The sequence below is a fragment of the Pseudomonas sp. IC_126 genome (genome assembly GCF_004331835.1).
Classification (GTDB): domain Bacteria; phylum Pseudomonadota; class Gammaproteobacteria; order Pseudomonadales; family Pseudomonadaceae; genus Stutzerimonas.
The window spans coordinates 1-14,665 of record NZ_SJSS01000002.1 but is presented as its reverse complement, the minus strand read 5'-3'; the positions used below and the strand labels follow the sequence as shown (position 1 = coordinate 14,665).

The following is a 14,665-nucleotide window of genomic DNA, read 5'->3' as shown; positions in this document are numbered from 1 at the left end:
GCCCACCCATAGTGCAGGCGGTGGGCTAAAGCCCACCCTACGGCAGCATGTACAGAGCATGCGTCTTAAGGCCAACTGCATCGGTTCGTAGGGTGGGCTTCAGCCCACCAATGGCGCAAGCGATCACCGTATGGTGTATTCGGCGCTATGCATCTCAAGCTACCTGCAGCGACTTTGCAGGGCTGACATATCGGTCCCGCTGATAAATACCATCAACCAAGGCGGATGGATTCGATGGTTTCCGGGGCATAGCATAGCGGCCACGTTTACAGCCTAATGGAGCCATGCCATGCATATCGAAGAAGCCATCCAGACTCGTCGCGCCGTCAAGGTTTACGACAGCAACTTTCAATTGAGCCGCGAAGAAAAGGACGAACTGCTGCAGCTGGCGCTGCTGGCGCCGTCGGCCTTTAACCTGCAGCACGTGCGCTTCGTCGAGGTCAGCGACCCGGCGCTGCGTGCGCAGATTCGCGAGGTGGGCTGGAACCAGGCGCAGATGACCGACGCCTCGATGCTGGTAGTGGTTTGCGCGCAGGTGGACAGCTGGGAAAAGAATGTCCGCCGCGTCTGGGAAGGTACACCGCCCGAAGTGCAGGACTACATGGCCGGCGCCATCGACAACTACTACCGCGACAAGCCGCAGGTACAGCGTGACGAAGCCATGCGCAGCTGCGGCCTGATGGCGCAGACGCTGATGCTCGCCGCGCGCGGCAAGGGCCTGGATTCCTGCCCCATGGACGGCTTCGACTTCGATGCAGTGGGCAAATTGATCAACCTGCCGGATAACCACGTCATCGCCATGATGGTCGCGGTGGGCAAGCGTGTCGTGGAACCCAAACCGCGTGTCGGCAAGCTGCCGTTCGACGAAGTGATCATTCGCGATCGGTTCTGACCAATCTTTGCGCGCCGCATCCCTGGTGAATATGCGGCGTGGCTTCGATCAGTAATGGTCTGTCGGCCCGCTCCATGGGACGAGCTCTCGTAGGTGGGTCGGGCGTCGCTCCGCTTCAGCCCATCGAATGGCGGAATGCGCTACCTGTGGGCTGAAGCGGAACCCGCCGACCTATCTACGGATGGCATCTCGCTTGACGCAGGTAGACGAGATGGTGACGCCTTGCTCATCCACCCTGGTGCCGCTCGATGGATCGCAGAAGCGTTGACTCTATGAACGGCAGGCGTGTCGATGTCGCGATTAACGAGGCGACAGGCTCAGTTCTGGTTCTTGCAGCTTTCGGCCAGGGTCCGATAGGAGAGCTTGCGGATCTCACCAGCCGAATCCCGATAAGTCATCACCGCATCGGTGACTTCGCAGTAGGGTGTCGGCGCGACTTTGATCGACAGGACCGAGGCGATATCGATCTTGGTGCCGTAGGTATAGGTCTCGGCTTCGGCGCCGTTGGCATGTGCAAGCGAGGCGGCGGACAGCAAAAGGGCGGTGGCAAATGCAAAGGTAGTGCGCATGGCAGGGCATCCTGTTCTGGTTCGTGGATTCCTCCTGTTGACAAGCCGCATCACCCGATCCGGCTTCGCTTGTGATTTTTCTCAGGAGCCCGGCGATGATGAGTTAGTAAGCTCGCTAACGATAATTGCGGATTCCAATGAACGTGATTGAGCGAAATGCGTGGCCGCCTCGCTAGTTACTGGCTCAGGGCATCGATGAGCTACTTTCGCGTTCTTGCCGACCGCTGACCGCGCCTCGTGGACCGCTTTGCTTTACCGTCTCCCTCCTTTTGCTACTCTCCGGCTCCCAGTCAAAGGAGTGACTAACGATGATCGAACAAACCCTCGCCCAGACCTTCGGCTACGACGGCTTTCGCCCCGGCCAGGAACAAACCATCCGCGCTGTGGTGGCGGGCCGTTCGGCGGCGGCGATCTTTCCCACCGGTTCCGGCAAGTCGCTGTGCTACCAGCTGTCGGCGTTGCATTTGCCGCACCTGACGCTCGTGGTCTCGCCGCTGCTGGCGCTGATGCAGGATCAGCTGGCCTTTCTGCATCGGCACGGCATCGCCGCAGCCAGCATCGATTCGGCGCAAGATCGCGAGCAGATTAGCGACACCATGAGTCGCGCCAAATCCGGCGAACTGAAGATCCTGATGATTTCAGTGGAGCGCCTGAAGAACGAGCGCTTTCGCCATTTCATCAGCCAGGTGCCGATCTCGCTGTTGGTGGTGGACGAGGCGCATTGCATCTCCGAGTGGGGCCACAACTTCCGACCGGACTACCTCAAGCTCCCCGACTACCAGCGTCAGTTCAATATCCCTCAGGTGCTGCTGCTGACCGCGACGGCGACGCCGCCAGTGATCGCCGACATGCAGGCGAAATTCGCCATTGCCGCCGAGGATGTGGTGACCACCGGCTTCTACCGCGCCAACCTCAACCTGCTGGTCGAGCCGGTCGCGGGCGCCCGCAAGCAGCGCCGGCTAGTGGAATGGCTGGCCGGCAAAGGCGTGCAGCCAACAATCGTCTACGTGACCCAGCAGAAAACCGCCGAACAGATCGCCGAACATCTGGCGCAGCGTGGCTTTCCGGCCAGCGCCTATCACGCCGGGATGGCTCACGAACTGCGCGAGACCATCCAGCGGCGTTTCATGGCCGGCGAATTGAACTGCATCGTCGCCACCATCGCCTTCGGTATGGGCATCGACAAGTCCGACATCCGCAACGTGGTGCACTACGACCTGCCGAAATCGGTGGAGAACTACAGCCAGGAAATCGGTCGGGCCGGGCGCGACGGGCAACCGTCCGACTGTCTGGTATTGGCCAACCGCGACAGCCTCAACGTGCTGCAGAATTTCGTCTACGGCGACACGCCGGAACGCGAGGGCATCCGCCATGTGCTCGATGAGCTGGCGAGCGTCGGTCCGGATGGCCAATGGGAGCTGATGCTCAATCGGCTTTCTGAACAGAGCAACATCCGCCAGCTGCCGTTGAAAACCCTGCTGGTACAGCTTGAGCTCAAAGGCATCATCGCGCCGCGTTTCGCTTATTTCGCCGAGTATCGCTACAAATATTTGCTGGAACCCGAGGCGTTGGTCGCCCGTTTCGAGGGTGAGCGTCGGCAGTTCGTCGAAGCCATCGTGCAAACCTCGGCGCGAGCGCGAACCTGGTGCACGCTGGACTTCGATGCGCTCTACCAACAGCACGGCGCCGACCGGGCGCGAGTGGTCAAGGCGCTGGATTACTTTCAGGAAAAGGGCTGGATCGAGCTAGAGAGCAAGCAGATGACCGAGGTCTATGCGCTGCTCGATCCGCACTTCGATGCCGCCGCGCTGAGTGCCGAGCTGCACGCCTACTTCAAACAGCACGAAACCAGTGAAATCACCCGCATCGACAGGATGCTCGCACTATTCGAGTCGCGCGAGTGCCTCAGCTGGCGCCTGGCCGATTATTTCGGTGATCGTCAGGCGCCGCAGCGTTGTGGCCATTGTTCGGTCTGCCAGGGCCGCACCGCGCAGCTGCCCGAGCCGCCGTCGTTGCCGCCGCTGGCGCAGATCGACCTTGCTGCCCGCTGCGCCGATTTCAGCCAGCGCTATCGGCAGTTGAAAAACAGCGAGCCCAGTGCCGAGTGCCTGACGCGTTTTCTCTGCGGCATCAGCGTACCGCTTTTTACCAAGTTGAAAGCGCGTGGCATCCCGGGGTTCGCCTCGCTGGAGGCTTACCCTTACGCAGATGTGCGCGAGCAGGTGGCGCGTTCGTAACTTGCGCATAGAGAGCCGGGCTCGAATGTGCCCAGGTGATCAATCACCGTGTGGTGCGAGACTCGGCATCCAGCTCCACAGCAGCTTGCCCAGGCCCGTATCGTCGGGCAGCAGCAAGAGACTGAGCGCAAACACCAGTAGCAGGCCCAGCCCATAAGCAAGATTGATCAGCCGATGATGTCGATGCCGCTGCGCCTTGATCTGCTGGGTCGATTCCTCTGGTCTATCAGGCAAGGCGGCCGATGGTTGGCCGGGCGGCATGGACGAGTGGCTGGGCATGGGTGTCTCGATTGTTGCGAGCCGGTGCGTGCAGCGGCGGGCGCGGCGCAAGGATCAATAGTCATCAGGCGCGGCGAAGTAAAACCGAAATAAAGGCACATTGCCAGCATGACGATGTCTCAAACTAATTTCAGCGGTGCTCGGTCAGCGGGCACCGGCGCGGCGTCGCGCCGCGCCCCGTTGAAACAAACTGAAAAGCTCCCGTGCGTCGGCCCAATGATGCGCCCGCTGGTGTCGACCATACTCAAGCGTCGAAGCCGTTACCGACACGGAGAACCCACCGATGCAGACGCGCCGCCAGCTCCTCCACCACTCCGCCGTGCTGACGGCTATCGCCGCACTGGGACCGTTGCTGCCGTTCGTGGCACATGCCGCCGAACCACTACAGATGCGCCCGATTCCATCCACCGGCGAGAAGCTACCGGTAATCGGGCTCGGCACCTCGCGCACCCATGACGTGGGTCTCGATGATTCGCAGATGGACGCGCTGTTGGAGGTGTTGCGGATATTCGTCGACGGCGGCGCTCGGCTGATCGATACCGCGCCGAGCTATGGCAACGCTGATCGTGTGGTTGGAGAGCTGGTGCAGCGGCAGAACGCGCGCGAACGGGTGTTTCTCGCCAGCAAGGTTTCCGCCACTGGCCGCGAGCGCGGGTTGGCGCAGATCGAGGCCAGTTTCGAGGCGCTGCAGAGCGACAGCATCGACCTGCTCCAAGTGCACAACCTGCAGGACACAAGCACCCAGCTCGGTCTGCTGCGTGAGCTGAAGGAGCAGGGCCGCATCCGCTATATCGGCGTGACGCACTATGTGGAGTCGGCCCACGACCGCCTGCTGGACGTGCTCAAGCAGGAAAAGGTCGATTTCGTCCAGTTCAACTACTCGGTCGGCGAGCGCAATGCCGAGAAGCGGCTGCTGCCGTACTGCGCCGACAACGGTATCGCCACGCTGATCAACCGGCCCTTTACTCGTGGCAACCTGCTCGGGCGCGTCAAGGACCGGCCGCTGCCAGACTGGGCGGCTGAACTCGATGCGACGTCCTGGGCGCAGCTTGCGCTCAAGTTCATCCTCGCCGAGCCGGCAGTGACTACGGTGATTCCGGCGACCTCGACTCCGCGCTATATGGCCGACAACTTGCTGGCCGGGCAGGGCCGCCTGCCGGATGCCAGCCAGCGGCAGATGATCGTCGATGCCTTTGGTTGATCCTGGCTGATGTCCATGGGCTCGAACCGGTTGCGCCTGGCCGGGCTGATCAACGCCCGACCCACTGAATTGCGCGCGGCGCTGGCTGGCTTCGGGCTGTTCTTCTGCCTGTTCAGCGGCTACTTCATGCTGCGGCCGATCCGCGAGTCCATGGGCATCCAGGGCGGCGTGGAGAATCTGCAGTGGCTTTTCACCGCGACCTTCTGCGCCATGCTGGTGGCGGTGCCGCTGTTCGCCTGGCTCAACTCGCGGGTGGCGCGCGTCCATTACATCGACTGGGTGTACGGCTTCTTCTGCGTGAATCTGCTGGCGTTCGCCGGGCTGTTCTTCGTCATGGACGAGAGCATCTGGCTGGCGCGGGTGTTCTACGTGTGGATCTCTGTCTACAACCTGTTCGTGGTGTCGGTGGCCTGGAGCCTGATGGCCGATGTGTTCGATGCGCCCCAGGCTCGCCGCCTGTTCGCCTTCATCGCCGCCGGTGCCAGCGTCGGCGGCCTGGTCGGCCCGGCCGCCAGTGCGCTGCTGGTGGGCGTGCTCGGGCAGTTCGGGCTGATGCTGCTGGCGGCGCTGCTGCTGGCGTTGGCGGTGGTGCTCAAGCATTACCTGATGGCGTGGCGCGAAGTGGCAGGCGCCGGGCGCCCCGGTGCCGAACAGGCGGAGAACCCGCGCCGTCCGGTGGCGGGCAACCCGTTCAGCGGGCTGACGCGGGTGCTGGGTTCGAGCTATCTGCTGGGAGTTGCCGCCTTCGTGCTGTTGCTGACCACGGCCAGCACCTTCCTGTATTTCGAGCAGGCGCGGCTGGTGGCCGAGCTGTTTCCCGATCGCGCCGAGCAGGTGCGAGTCTTCGGCGCCATCGACTTCGTGGTGCAGGCCGGCGCCTTGCTGTCGCAGCTGTTCATCACAGGTCGCGTTGCCCAGCGCCTTGGTGTGCGGGTGCTGCTGGCGGTGGTGCCGGCGCTGGTCTGCCTGGGTTTCATCGGGCTGGCGCTGGCGCCGACCTTCGCGGTGCTGGCGGCGGTGATGATCGTGCGGCGCATCGGTGAGTATGCCTTCGTCCGTCCGGGCCGCGAAATGCTCTTCGCGCCGCTGGATGCCGAAAGTAAATACAAGGCGAAGAATTTCATCGACACCCTGGTCTATCGCGGCGGCGATGCGCTCAGCGGTTGGGCCAAGGCATGGCTGGACATGCTCGGCCAGGGCGCCATGCTGATCGGCCTGGTGGGCGCTGGCTGCGCGGCGGTCTGGGCGGTGCTGGGCTGGTATCTGGGCGGCCGGGCCGATCGCTACGGCAGCAGCCGGCGCCCGGCAAACCCTGAAGACGCGTAGCGCGGCTGGTGGCAAAATGCCCTCCTTCCGATCGACAAGGAGGTCGCCATGCGCGCCGCAACGCTGCTCACCCTCATCGCCGCCGTTGCCATCAGTGGCTGCAGCATCAAGCAGAATGTCACCCCCACGACCCTGTCCGCCGAGCTGGCACCGGAAATCTGCATGATTCCGGCCATTGGACTTCGTTCCGGTTTCAACACCACATACCAACAGCTGCTCCGGGACAAGGGCTTCACGACACGCCAGATGGCGCCGGGCAGCAGTCCGAACCGCTGCCCGCTCAGCACGACCTATACCGGTCACTGGGGCTGGGATCTGGCGTTGTACATGAAATATGCCGATATCCGAGTCTACGAGAATGGCCGTCAGGTCGGCCAGGCGGAATATGACGCACGCTGGGGCGGTGGGCGGCTGGACAAGTTCATCAGCGCCGAGGAGAAGATTGCCGAGCTGACCCATCAGCTGTTTCCCAACGGGTCGGTCGGTCTGGGCCGTGCTCCCGCTCCGGTGGTGGCTGGTGATAGGGCGCCGCTGAGCAGGGAGGCCTACCGGCAACAGCAATTGCAACGCTTGATGAATGAGGGCTTGTCCTACGACGAATACCAGCATCGCTATCGGCAGTTGATGGACGAGTAAGGTTGCTTGGCGATCAGTTTGTGGCAACAGCCCCTCACCCTCACCCTCACCCTAGCCCTCTCCCCGAAGGGAGAGGGGACTGGATGGTGCGGGGTTTACGCTTTGGGGAGTGCTCTTGAGACCAATCCTCAGCCTTCTGTTTCCCCACATCCGCCAGCTAGTAAGGCAGCAACGTAGTCAACATTCCGGGCCAACCGCCTCCCTCGTCTCTCTGGGTGAGGCTGGGGTTAAGTCAATCCACGCAAAAATCTCCAGCCCATCCGCCATCCTGTTGCACCCCCTATCTACCCCATCATCACGCCCGGTCCGCCCCTTCAGAACGAATCCACCAGACGAAGCCGCTGAACCTCGGCGGTGTGGGCCCCTCGAACCTAACAGGTACGTCATCAAGAGGAGTTCTCTATGCAGGTCCAGGTGAGAAGCAACCATATCGAAGGCAGTGCCGAGCTCCACGAATGGGTCGGTGCCGCAGTACAAGAGCGGCTCGAGCGTTTCGAGGATTTTCTGATGCGAGTGGAAATCCACGTCGGCGACGAGAACGCGCAGAAGGCGGGGGCCGCCGACAAACGTTGCCAGATCGAGGTACGGCCCAAGGGCCATCAGCCGTTGTCCGTCACCCACAAGGCCGAGTCGCTGCAGCTGGCAGTTGACGGAGCCGCCGAGAAAATGCACAACGCCATCGGTCATCTGATGGGCAAGCTTGATTCGAAGGTGGTCGCCAGCGGCCATCTCGATGATCCGCTGTTGGATGAAGAACCGCAGCAGGTCACCGATGCCTTGCTACAGGAAGAATTCCTCGCCAAGCAGGAGGAACGAGGCAAGGATTAGTACGTCCGAAGCCCTTCACGGCCGCTCCGTTTCCGGGTGGCCTTTACTAGCGGGACGCGCCACTGGAACCCTTGGCGATGCGAAATCGATGGCAGCGGTTGATCGAGCCGCTGAAAGAACAGCTGCGCCTGTTGCTGACCATCAACCCCAGCGACCGGCGTTGGCAGATGCCCTTCGCCGCGGCGCTGGCCACCGGCCTGCCGCTATTCGTCGGCGCCTGGTTCGACCGTCTCGATTACGGCCTGGTGTCATCACTGGGCGGCCTGGTCTTTCTCAATCTGCCCGCCACGCCGCTGTCGCATCGCATGGTCACGTTGATGGCCTGCGCCTTCGGCATGATCGCCTGCTACACCCTGGGCCTGATGAGCCACTTCTTTCCCTGGACCATGGTGCCGGTGCTGGTATTTATCTCGGTGCTGGTGACCATGGTTTGCCGCTTCTACCGGATCGGCATGCCGAGCAGTCTGTTCATCATCATGGCCGCCGCCATCGGTATGTACACCCCGCTGGAGGTGCTGCAGGTGCCGCTGATGGTCGGCTTGATCAGCATGGGCACGCTGCTGGCAGCGTTGATCGCCTTCTTCTACAGCCTGTACGTGCTGCGGTTGCAGGCGCCTAAACCGGTGGAGCCGCTGCCGCCGGCAAGCTTCGATTACGTGGTATTCGACTCGGTGCTGATCGGCGTTTTTGTCGGCATCTCGCTGGCGCTCGCCCAGGCTCTGCAACTGGAAAAGGCCTACTGGGTGCCGGTCAGTTGCCTGGCGGTGATTCAGGGCGTCTCGCTGCGCGCGGTGTGGAACAAGCAGTTGCAGCGCATCCTCGGCACCGGGATCGGCCTGCTGGTCGCCTGGGGCATGCTGTTGTTGCCGCTGGACAAGTGGACCATCCCGCTGATGATGATGGTGCTGTGTTTCGTGGTGGAGACTGCGGTGGTCCGGCATTACGCCTTCGCGGCGATTTTCATCACGCCAATGACCATTCTGCTGGCCGAGGCGGCGACGCTGGGCCACGGCTCGGCCTCTACGCTGATCGAAGCACGCTTCTACGACACCGTATTGGGTTGCCTGGTCGGGCTGGTGGGTGCCGTCTGCCTGCATAGCCCACGCTTTCGCCAGATGTTTGGCGATCCGATGCGCCGTCTGATTCCGGCGCGTTTAGAACGGCGGTCGAACGCGACTAGCGAGGAATGATCGAAATCTTCCCGTCCTTTTCCAGGATCGCGAATTTGATCTGATCGATCCGTTCGAGGCCCTGCGAATGCCGGGCCGCTTCGAGAATGTCGTTTTCGTCGATCCGCGCCTTGCGCACCCGGCGTTCGAGCAGCTGACCATACTCGACGATGATCATCGGCTCCCCATCGATCAACTTGGCGAACCATTGCGACTTGTTCTTCAGCAGTGAAAGGGCGATGTCGAAGGTCACCAGCGAAACGATCACCAGCGTTGCATTGGCGATCGAAAAATCGTCGCCCAGCAAGGCCTGCTGCGTGGCCTCGCCGATGATTAGCAACAGCACGAAATCGAAGGTGGTCAGTTCCGAAAGCGTGCGCCGTCCGGCCAACCGAAACACCACCAGCACCACCAGATAAATCGCTGCGGCGCGAAGCACGGAGTCCATGGCATGTTCCTATGGGTAGATGAACTGTGTCAGCGTTACGGATTGTCCGTTCAGCTGGGCCACGCTTCGCGCCAGGCCTATCCCGTCGGGGCGTAGCGAGAGATAGACGATTGCCCAGCCTTGCGCATCGGGCTGAAGTTGCACTCGCATGCCGTTGCCGAAACTCTCCGCAGTGATCGGTTGCGGATGAATGCCCTCGATGGTGAAGCGCTCCAGGAGCGCACCGTCAACGCTCAGCCAGACTTGGCCGTCGGAGCCTGCTCTGGCTTCGATCTGCAATTGGCTGGCCGCTCCGTTGCGCTCGAAACGCTCGTACGTGATCAGCAGGTCGCCGTTGGCCGTTCGAGCTTCGGTCTGGCTCAACGGCCCGGCGCCGAACACGCCGAGCAGAGTGATCGCGACGAGGCCGCACAGGGCTATCCAGCCAAACCGCTCCAGCGTCCACAGCCGCGTCTGCAGGCGCATGTCTTCCTTGATGGGGTAGTCCCGATTGTGAAATTCATCTTGGTCAGACAATTCGGAAGACATAGGTGTATGCCTTGGATGGCGGGCGCTGAACGGTAGAGCCGGGCCCCACGGCGAAGTTCATCAGGCACGTTGCGAGCACGGCACCGCATTCGCCGAATAGGCGACATCTTGCGATGATGAGGTATTAATCGGGACTGGCTAGATCACGCGTAATACCCAGCTATAGCGAAAGGCTTACAAGCTGTCGCGCTTATTTCCGCTTCAGCCGACGCCCTGGTGGGCTTAATCTACGCACACCTCTGAAGCGCAGGACGCGCTCAGGATCAAGGATGATCGACCACGCTAGGAAGGCACTTCAAAGGATTTGAAATGGTCAGGAAAAACCCGCTTCGGCGGGTTTTTCGTTTGTCTGGCAGAAAATTTCGTAGCGTTATCCAACAGCAAAAAGCGTCGTGGCTGAATTCGCCATTTCCCCGTAGGCGGAATCGCCCAGGCGCTTCCGTCATTTACCGCGAACCCGAATCAGCGATAAACATCACTGACGCGCCACCGCCACGATCTGCTCGATCAACCATTGCAACGCTGCATCCCGCTCCCGCTGGGCGACGCTGACGATGTCCAGCTGAAAGATGCCGAGATCGAACGGTAGGGCGAACAGTTGCAGCGGCAGCAGCTTGACGAAATGCCGTGCGAGCTGGGTCGGTAGCACTGCAGCCAGGTCGCTGCTGGCGACGATATGCGCGGCCTGCAGGTAGTTCGGCGTGGTGTACACCACTTCGCGGCTCAAACCCTGTTCTTCCAGCCATTGTTCGACCATGCCGCGCGTCTGCCCGCCATGCACCCAGAGATGGCGCAGGCGCAGGAAACTGTCCAGATCCAGCCCTTCACCCACTAGCGGATGATCCTTGCGCAGCGCGACCTGCAATGTCTCGCTGGCCCAGCGGCGGCGGTGAAAACGCGTCGGCACTTCGAGAAAACGGCCCAACGCCAGATCCAATTCGCCGTTATCCAGCGCCTCGGCCGGCAGCGTCGGGCTCAGGTGCTCGATCGCCAGCTGAATTCCCGGCGCCACCCTGGCCAGATGAGCCATCAGTGGCGGCATGCAGATCAGCTCTACGTAGTCGGTGACGGCGATGGCGAAGCGTTGCTGGCTGGTGGCCGGATCGAAGAAGTCGCCGGCGTTGAGCGTGTGTTCGATCTGCTGCAGCGCATCACGAATCGGTGCCTCCAGGCTCAGCGCCCGCGGCGTGGGTTGCATGGCGCGGCCGACGCGTACCAGCAGCGGGTCATCCAGCAGCTCGCGCAGACGATTGAGGGCATTGCTGACCGCCGGCTGGCTGAGCGACAGCCGCCGGGCGGCGCGGGAGACGTTGCGTTCGCGTAGCAGGGCGTCCAGCACGCGAAGCAGGTTGAGGTCGAAGTTGTAGATATTCATCTGATGAATCTTAATCATCACAAGACTAAATTTCAAAAATAGTACCTTCTTCATCTAAGGTAGGTCTTCTGATTTTTCTGCTTGCGACGAGGACTGCTGCAATGAGCCAAACCCGATTCGATATCCAGACCGCCGCCGTTATCGGTGCCGGCACCATGGGCCGCGGTATCGTCATGAGCCTGGCCAACGCCGGTGTGCAGGTGCTGTGGCTGGACAACAACCCGGCGATGCTCGAACAGGCGCTGGGCGTGGTCGCCGACACCTACGCGCACAACGTGCGCCAGGGGCGTATCGACGAGGTGCAGGCCGAAGCCCGCCGCGCCTGCATCAGCAAGGCTGCGGAATATCACGCACTGGCGGACGTGGATCTGGTGATCGAGGCGGTTTACGAAAACCTCGAGCTGAAGCAGAGCATCTTTCGCGAGCTGGACGGAATCGTGAAGCCGACCGGCATCCTCGCCAGTAACACCTCGGCGCTGGATATCGACGCCATCGCCGCCGTCACCGGGCGACCGGAGCAGGTCGTAGGGCTGCACTTCTTCAGCCCGGCGCACATCATGAAGCTGCTGGAAATCGTCCGCGGGGCGAAGACTTCCCAAGCGGTGCTGGACGCTTCCACCGACCTCGGCAAGCGCATGGGCAAGGTCAGCGTGATCGCCGGTAACTGCCCGGGTTTCATCGGCAATCGTATGCTCGCCACCTACGTGCGCGAAGCGCGGGCGATGCTGCTTGAAGGCGCGTATCCACATCAGGTGGACGCGGCGCTGCAGGGCTTCGGTTTCGCCATGGGGCCGTTCCGCATGTATGACGTAGTCGGCATCGACCTGGAGTGGCGCGCTCGCGAGCTGGCTGGCAAGGGCCAGGACGAGCCTGAGGTGCAGATCGACAATCGTCTCTGCGAACTAGGCCGGTTCGGCCAGAAATCGCGCATGGGCTACTACCGCTACGCCGAGGGCAGCCGCCAGGCCGAGCACGATCCTGAAGTGGATGCGCTGGTGCAGCGTGAATCCGAGCGGCTCGGCTTCCAGCGTCGCGAGATTGGCAGCGAGGAAATCCTGGAGCGTTGCCTGCTGGCGTTGGTCAACGAAGGCGCGAAGATCCTTCAGGAAGGCATGGCTGAATCGAGCACTGATATCGACACCGTCTACCTCAACGGCTACGGCTTTCCGGCCGAAGTCGGCGGTCCGATGACCTGGGCGGATCGCCAGGGTCTGCCGGCCATCCGCGACCGCTTGAACGCGCTGGCCGAGCGCCACGGACCGCATTGGCAGCCGGCCGAGCTGATCGACAGCCTGGCCACCCTCGGCGGTCGCTTCGTCGACTACAAGAAGGAGGCCTGAGCATGGAGTACAAGGCACCGCTGCGTGACATGCGCTTCGTGCTGCACGAGCTGTTCGATGCCGCTGCTCACTGCGAGCTGCTGGGTAACGGCCTGGACCGCGAGCTGATCGATGGCGTGCTGGAAGAAGCGGCGCGCTACACCGGTGGCGAGATCGCCCCGCTCAATCGCAACAGCGACGAAGAAGGCGTGACCCTGGAAAACGGCGAGGTGAGGACGCCGCAGGGCTTCGTCGAGGCCTACAAGCAGTACGTCGATAATGGTTGGGCCAGCATGACCGGCCCCACCGAATACGGTGGCCAGGGCTTTCCGCAAATGGTCGCCTGCAACTTCCACGAGATGCTGATGGCGGCGTCGCTGTCGTTTCGCATCTACTCCGGCTTGACCGAAGGTGCGGTGCTGGCGCTGTACAAGCACGGCAGCGACGAACTGAAGAATGCCTATCTGGCGAAGCTGGTCAGCGGCCAGTGGAGCGGCACCATGTGCCTGACCGAGCCCCAGGCCGGTACCGACTTGGCGCTGCTGCGCACCAAGGCAGAACCGCAGGCGGACGGCAGCTACCGGGTCAGCGGCAGCAAGATCTTCATCTCCGGCGGCGAGCATGACATGAGCGAGAACATCGTGCACCTGGTGCTGGCGCGCCTGCCGGATGCGCCGGCTGGGGTGAAGGGCATCAGCCTGCTGCTGGTGCCCAAGTTCATCGCCAACGCCGACGGCACGCCGGGCGAACGTAATGCGCTGTGCTGCGGTGCCATCGAGCACAAGATGGGCATCAAGGGCGCGGCCACCTGCGTGATGAACTTCGACGGCGCCACCGGCTGGATCGTCGGCGAGCCGAACCAGGGCCTGGCCTGCATGTTCACCATGATGAACGATGCGCGCTTCCAGGTCGGGCTGCAGGGGCTGGGTATCGCCGAACAGGCCTGGCAGGGCTCGCTCGCCTATGCCCGCGAGCGACTTCAGTCGCGTGGGCTGGCGGGTGCGCAATACCCGGACAAGCCGGCCGACCCGATCATCGTTCATCCGGACGTACGGCGCATGTTGCTGACGCAGAAGACCCTGGTGGAGGGCAGCCGCATGCTGGCGGCCTACTGCGCGCGGCAGCTGGACCTGGAGCACGGCCATCCCGAGCCGAGCTGCCGCAAGGCGGCGAGCAAGCGCGCGGCGCTGCTGATTCCCATCGTTAAGGCGTTCTTCACCGACATGGGCCAGGAAGTGGCCAGCCTCGGCGTGCAGATCTACGGCGGCCACGGCTATATCCGCGAATGGGGCATGGAACAGCTGATGCGCGACAGCCGCATCACCCAGCTCTACGAGGGCACCAATGGCATTCAGGCGCTGGATTATATTCGCCGCAAGCTGCTCGGTGACGGCGGCGCTGAGTTGTCAGCGTTGCAGGCCGAATTCAGCGAGATTTGCGATGGTCAGCTCGATCGGCCTGCGCTGCGCGAGCTGGCGAGCCGGGTGCAGGCGCGCATCGGCGAATGGCGCGAGCTGACCGCCGAGATCATCGCCGCGACCCAGCGCGACCCCCAGGAGATCGGCGCGGTCTCGGTGGATTTCCTCCAGTATTCGGCCTATGTGCTGCTGGCCGGCTTCTGGTTGCAGGCCGCAGCAAGGGCGCAGGATGCGTTGGACGCAGGGACCGGAGAAGAGGCCTTCTACCAGGCCAAGCTGGCAAGCGCGGATTTCTATCTGCGCCGTGTATTACCGCGTGCCAGTGGTCATCGTGAAGCGATCCAGGGCGGCGCGGATTGTTTGATGGCGTTGCCGGAGGCGGATTTCGCATTCTAGCGCTGCTTGTGAGCGCTACCCACCCCCCCCTCACCCCAACCATC

General features: G+C 62.4%; 14 protein-coding genes. 9 read left to right on the top strand and 5 right to left on the bottom strand.

Annotation, left to right across the window (positions count from 1 at the left end):
* The first annotated feature begins 289 nt into the window (after window positions 1-289).
* Window positions 290-892 carry a nitroreductase family protein gene (locus tag E0D86_RS05560; protein WP_131649010.1) on the top strand — a complete coding sequence of 201 codons (603 nt, stop codon included), beginning with the start codon at window positions 290-292 and terminating at the stop codon, window positions 890-892.
* A gap of 317 nt (window positions 893-1,209) precedes the next feature.
* On the opposite strand, the gene E0D86_RS05555 is transcribed toward E0D86_RS05560, so the two are convergent.
* On the bottom strand, window positions 1,210-1,461 hold the full coding sequence (locus E0D86_RS05555; RefSeq protein ID WP_131649009.1) for a DUF2790 domain-containing protein: 252 nt from the start codon (window positions 1,459-1,461) through the stop codon (window positions 1,210-1,212).
* 308 nt (window positions 1,462-1,769) lie between these two features.
* On the opposite strand from E0D86_RS05555, the gene E0D86_RS05550 reads away from it, so the two are divergent.
* Complete coding sequence (locus E0D86_RS05550; RefSeq protein WP_131649008.1) at window positions 1,770-3,698, top strand: ATP-dependent DNA helicase RecQ; 1,929 nt, start codon at window positions 1,770-1,772, stop codon at window positions 3,696-3,698.
* Between the two features lie 39 nt (window positions 3,699-3,737).
* Here the strand turns inward: E0D86_RS05550 and E0D86_RS05545 are convergent, their stop codons facing one another.
* A complete protein-coding gene (locus E0D86_RS05545; RefSeq protein ID WP_131649007.1) occupies window positions 3,738-3,977 on the bottom strand; it encodes a hypothetical protein in 240 nt (79 codons plus the stop codon).
* Between the two features lie 283 nt (window positions 3,978-4,260).
* Here E0D86_RS05545 and E0D86_RS05540 point away from each other — a divergent pair, with 283 nt between their 5' ends.
* From E0D86_RS05540 to E0D86_RS05520, 5 genes are all read left to right on the top strand, one after another.
* A complete protein-coding gene (locus E0D86_RS05540; RefSeq protein WP_131649006.1) occupies window positions 4,261-5,178 on the top strand; it encodes an aldo/keto reductase in 918 nt (305 codons plus the stop codon).
* A 15-nt stretch (window positions 5,179-5,193) separates the two neighbouring features.
* Window positions 5,194-6,504: an NTP/NDP exchange transporter gene (locus E0D86_RS05535; protein WP_131649995.1), complete on the top strand. Its 1,311-nt coding sequence runs from the start codon at window positions 5,194-5,196 to the stop codon at window positions 6,502-6,504.
* A 48-nt stretch (window positions 6,505-6,552) separates the two neighbouring features.
* A complete protein-coding gene (locus tag E0D86_RS05530) occupies window positions 6,553-7,140 on the top strand; it encodes an Sbal_3080 family lipoprotein (RefSeq protein ID WP_131649005.1) in 588 nt (195 codons plus the stop codon).
* Between the two features lie 402 nt (window positions 7,141-7,542).
* Window positions 7,543-7,968, top strand: a complete 426-nt coding sequence (locus E0D86_RS05525) for an HPF/RaiA family ribosome-associated protein (RefSeq protein WP_131649004.1) — start codon at window positions 7,543-7,545, stop codon at window positions 7,966-7,968.
* 77 nt (window positions 7,969-8,045) lie between these two features.
* Window positions 8,046-9,158 (top strand): FUSC family protein, encoded by a 1,113-nt coding sequence (locus E0D86_RS05520; RefSeq protein WP_131649003.1) that lies wholly within the window; start codon window positions 8,046-8,048, stop codon window positions 9,156-9,158.
* On the opposite strand, the gene E0D86_RS05515 is transcribed toward E0D86_RS05520, so the two are convergent.
* The 3 genes from E0D86_RS05515 to E0D86_RS05505 form a co-directional block, all read right to left on the bottom strand.
* A complete protein-coding gene (locus E0D86_RS05515) occupies window positions 9,145-9,585 on the bottom strand; it encodes a DUF421 domain-containing protein (RefSeq protein WP_131649002.1) in 441 nt (146 codons plus the stop codon). The genes E0D86_RS05520 and E0D86_RS05515 overlap by 14 nt on opposite strands.
* A 9-nt stretch (window positions 9,586-9,594) precedes the next feature.
* Window positions 9,595-10,113, bottom strand: coding sequence for a hypothetical protein (locus E0D86_RS05510; RefSeq protein WP_131649001.1), 519 nt, complete (start codon window positions 10,111-10,113; stop codon window positions 9,595-9,597).
* Between the two features lie 475 nt (window positions 10,114-10,588).
* On the bottom strand, window positions 10,589-11,488 hold the full coding sequence (locus E0D86_RS05505; RefSeq protein ID WP_131649000.1) for a LysR family transcriptional regulator: 900 nt from the start codon (window positions 11,486-11,488) through the stop codon (window positions 10,589-10,591).
* 101 nt (window positions 11,489-11,589) lie between these two features.
* Between E0D86_RS05505 and E0D86_RS05500 the strand changes: the two genes are divergently transcribed.
* Both E0D86_RS05500 and E0D86_RS05495 read left to right on the top strand, forming a co-directional pair.
* Window positions 11,590-12,828 carry a 3-hydroxyacyl-CoA dehydrogenase gene (locus E0D86_RS05500; RefSeq protein WP_131648999.1) on the top strand — a complete coding sequence of 413 codons (1,239 nt, stop codon included), beginning with the start codon at window positions 11,590-11,592 and terminating at the stop codon, window positions 12,826-12,828.
* 2 nt (window positions 12,829-12,830) lie between these two features.
* Complete coding sequence (locus E0D86_RS05495) at window positions 12,831-14,621, top strand: acyl-CoA dehydrogenase C-terminal domain-containing protein (RefSeq protein ID WP_131648998.1); 1,791 nt, start codon at window positions 12,831-12,833, stop codon at window positions 14,619-14,621.
* Window positions 14,622-14,665 lie beyond the last annotated feature (44 nt).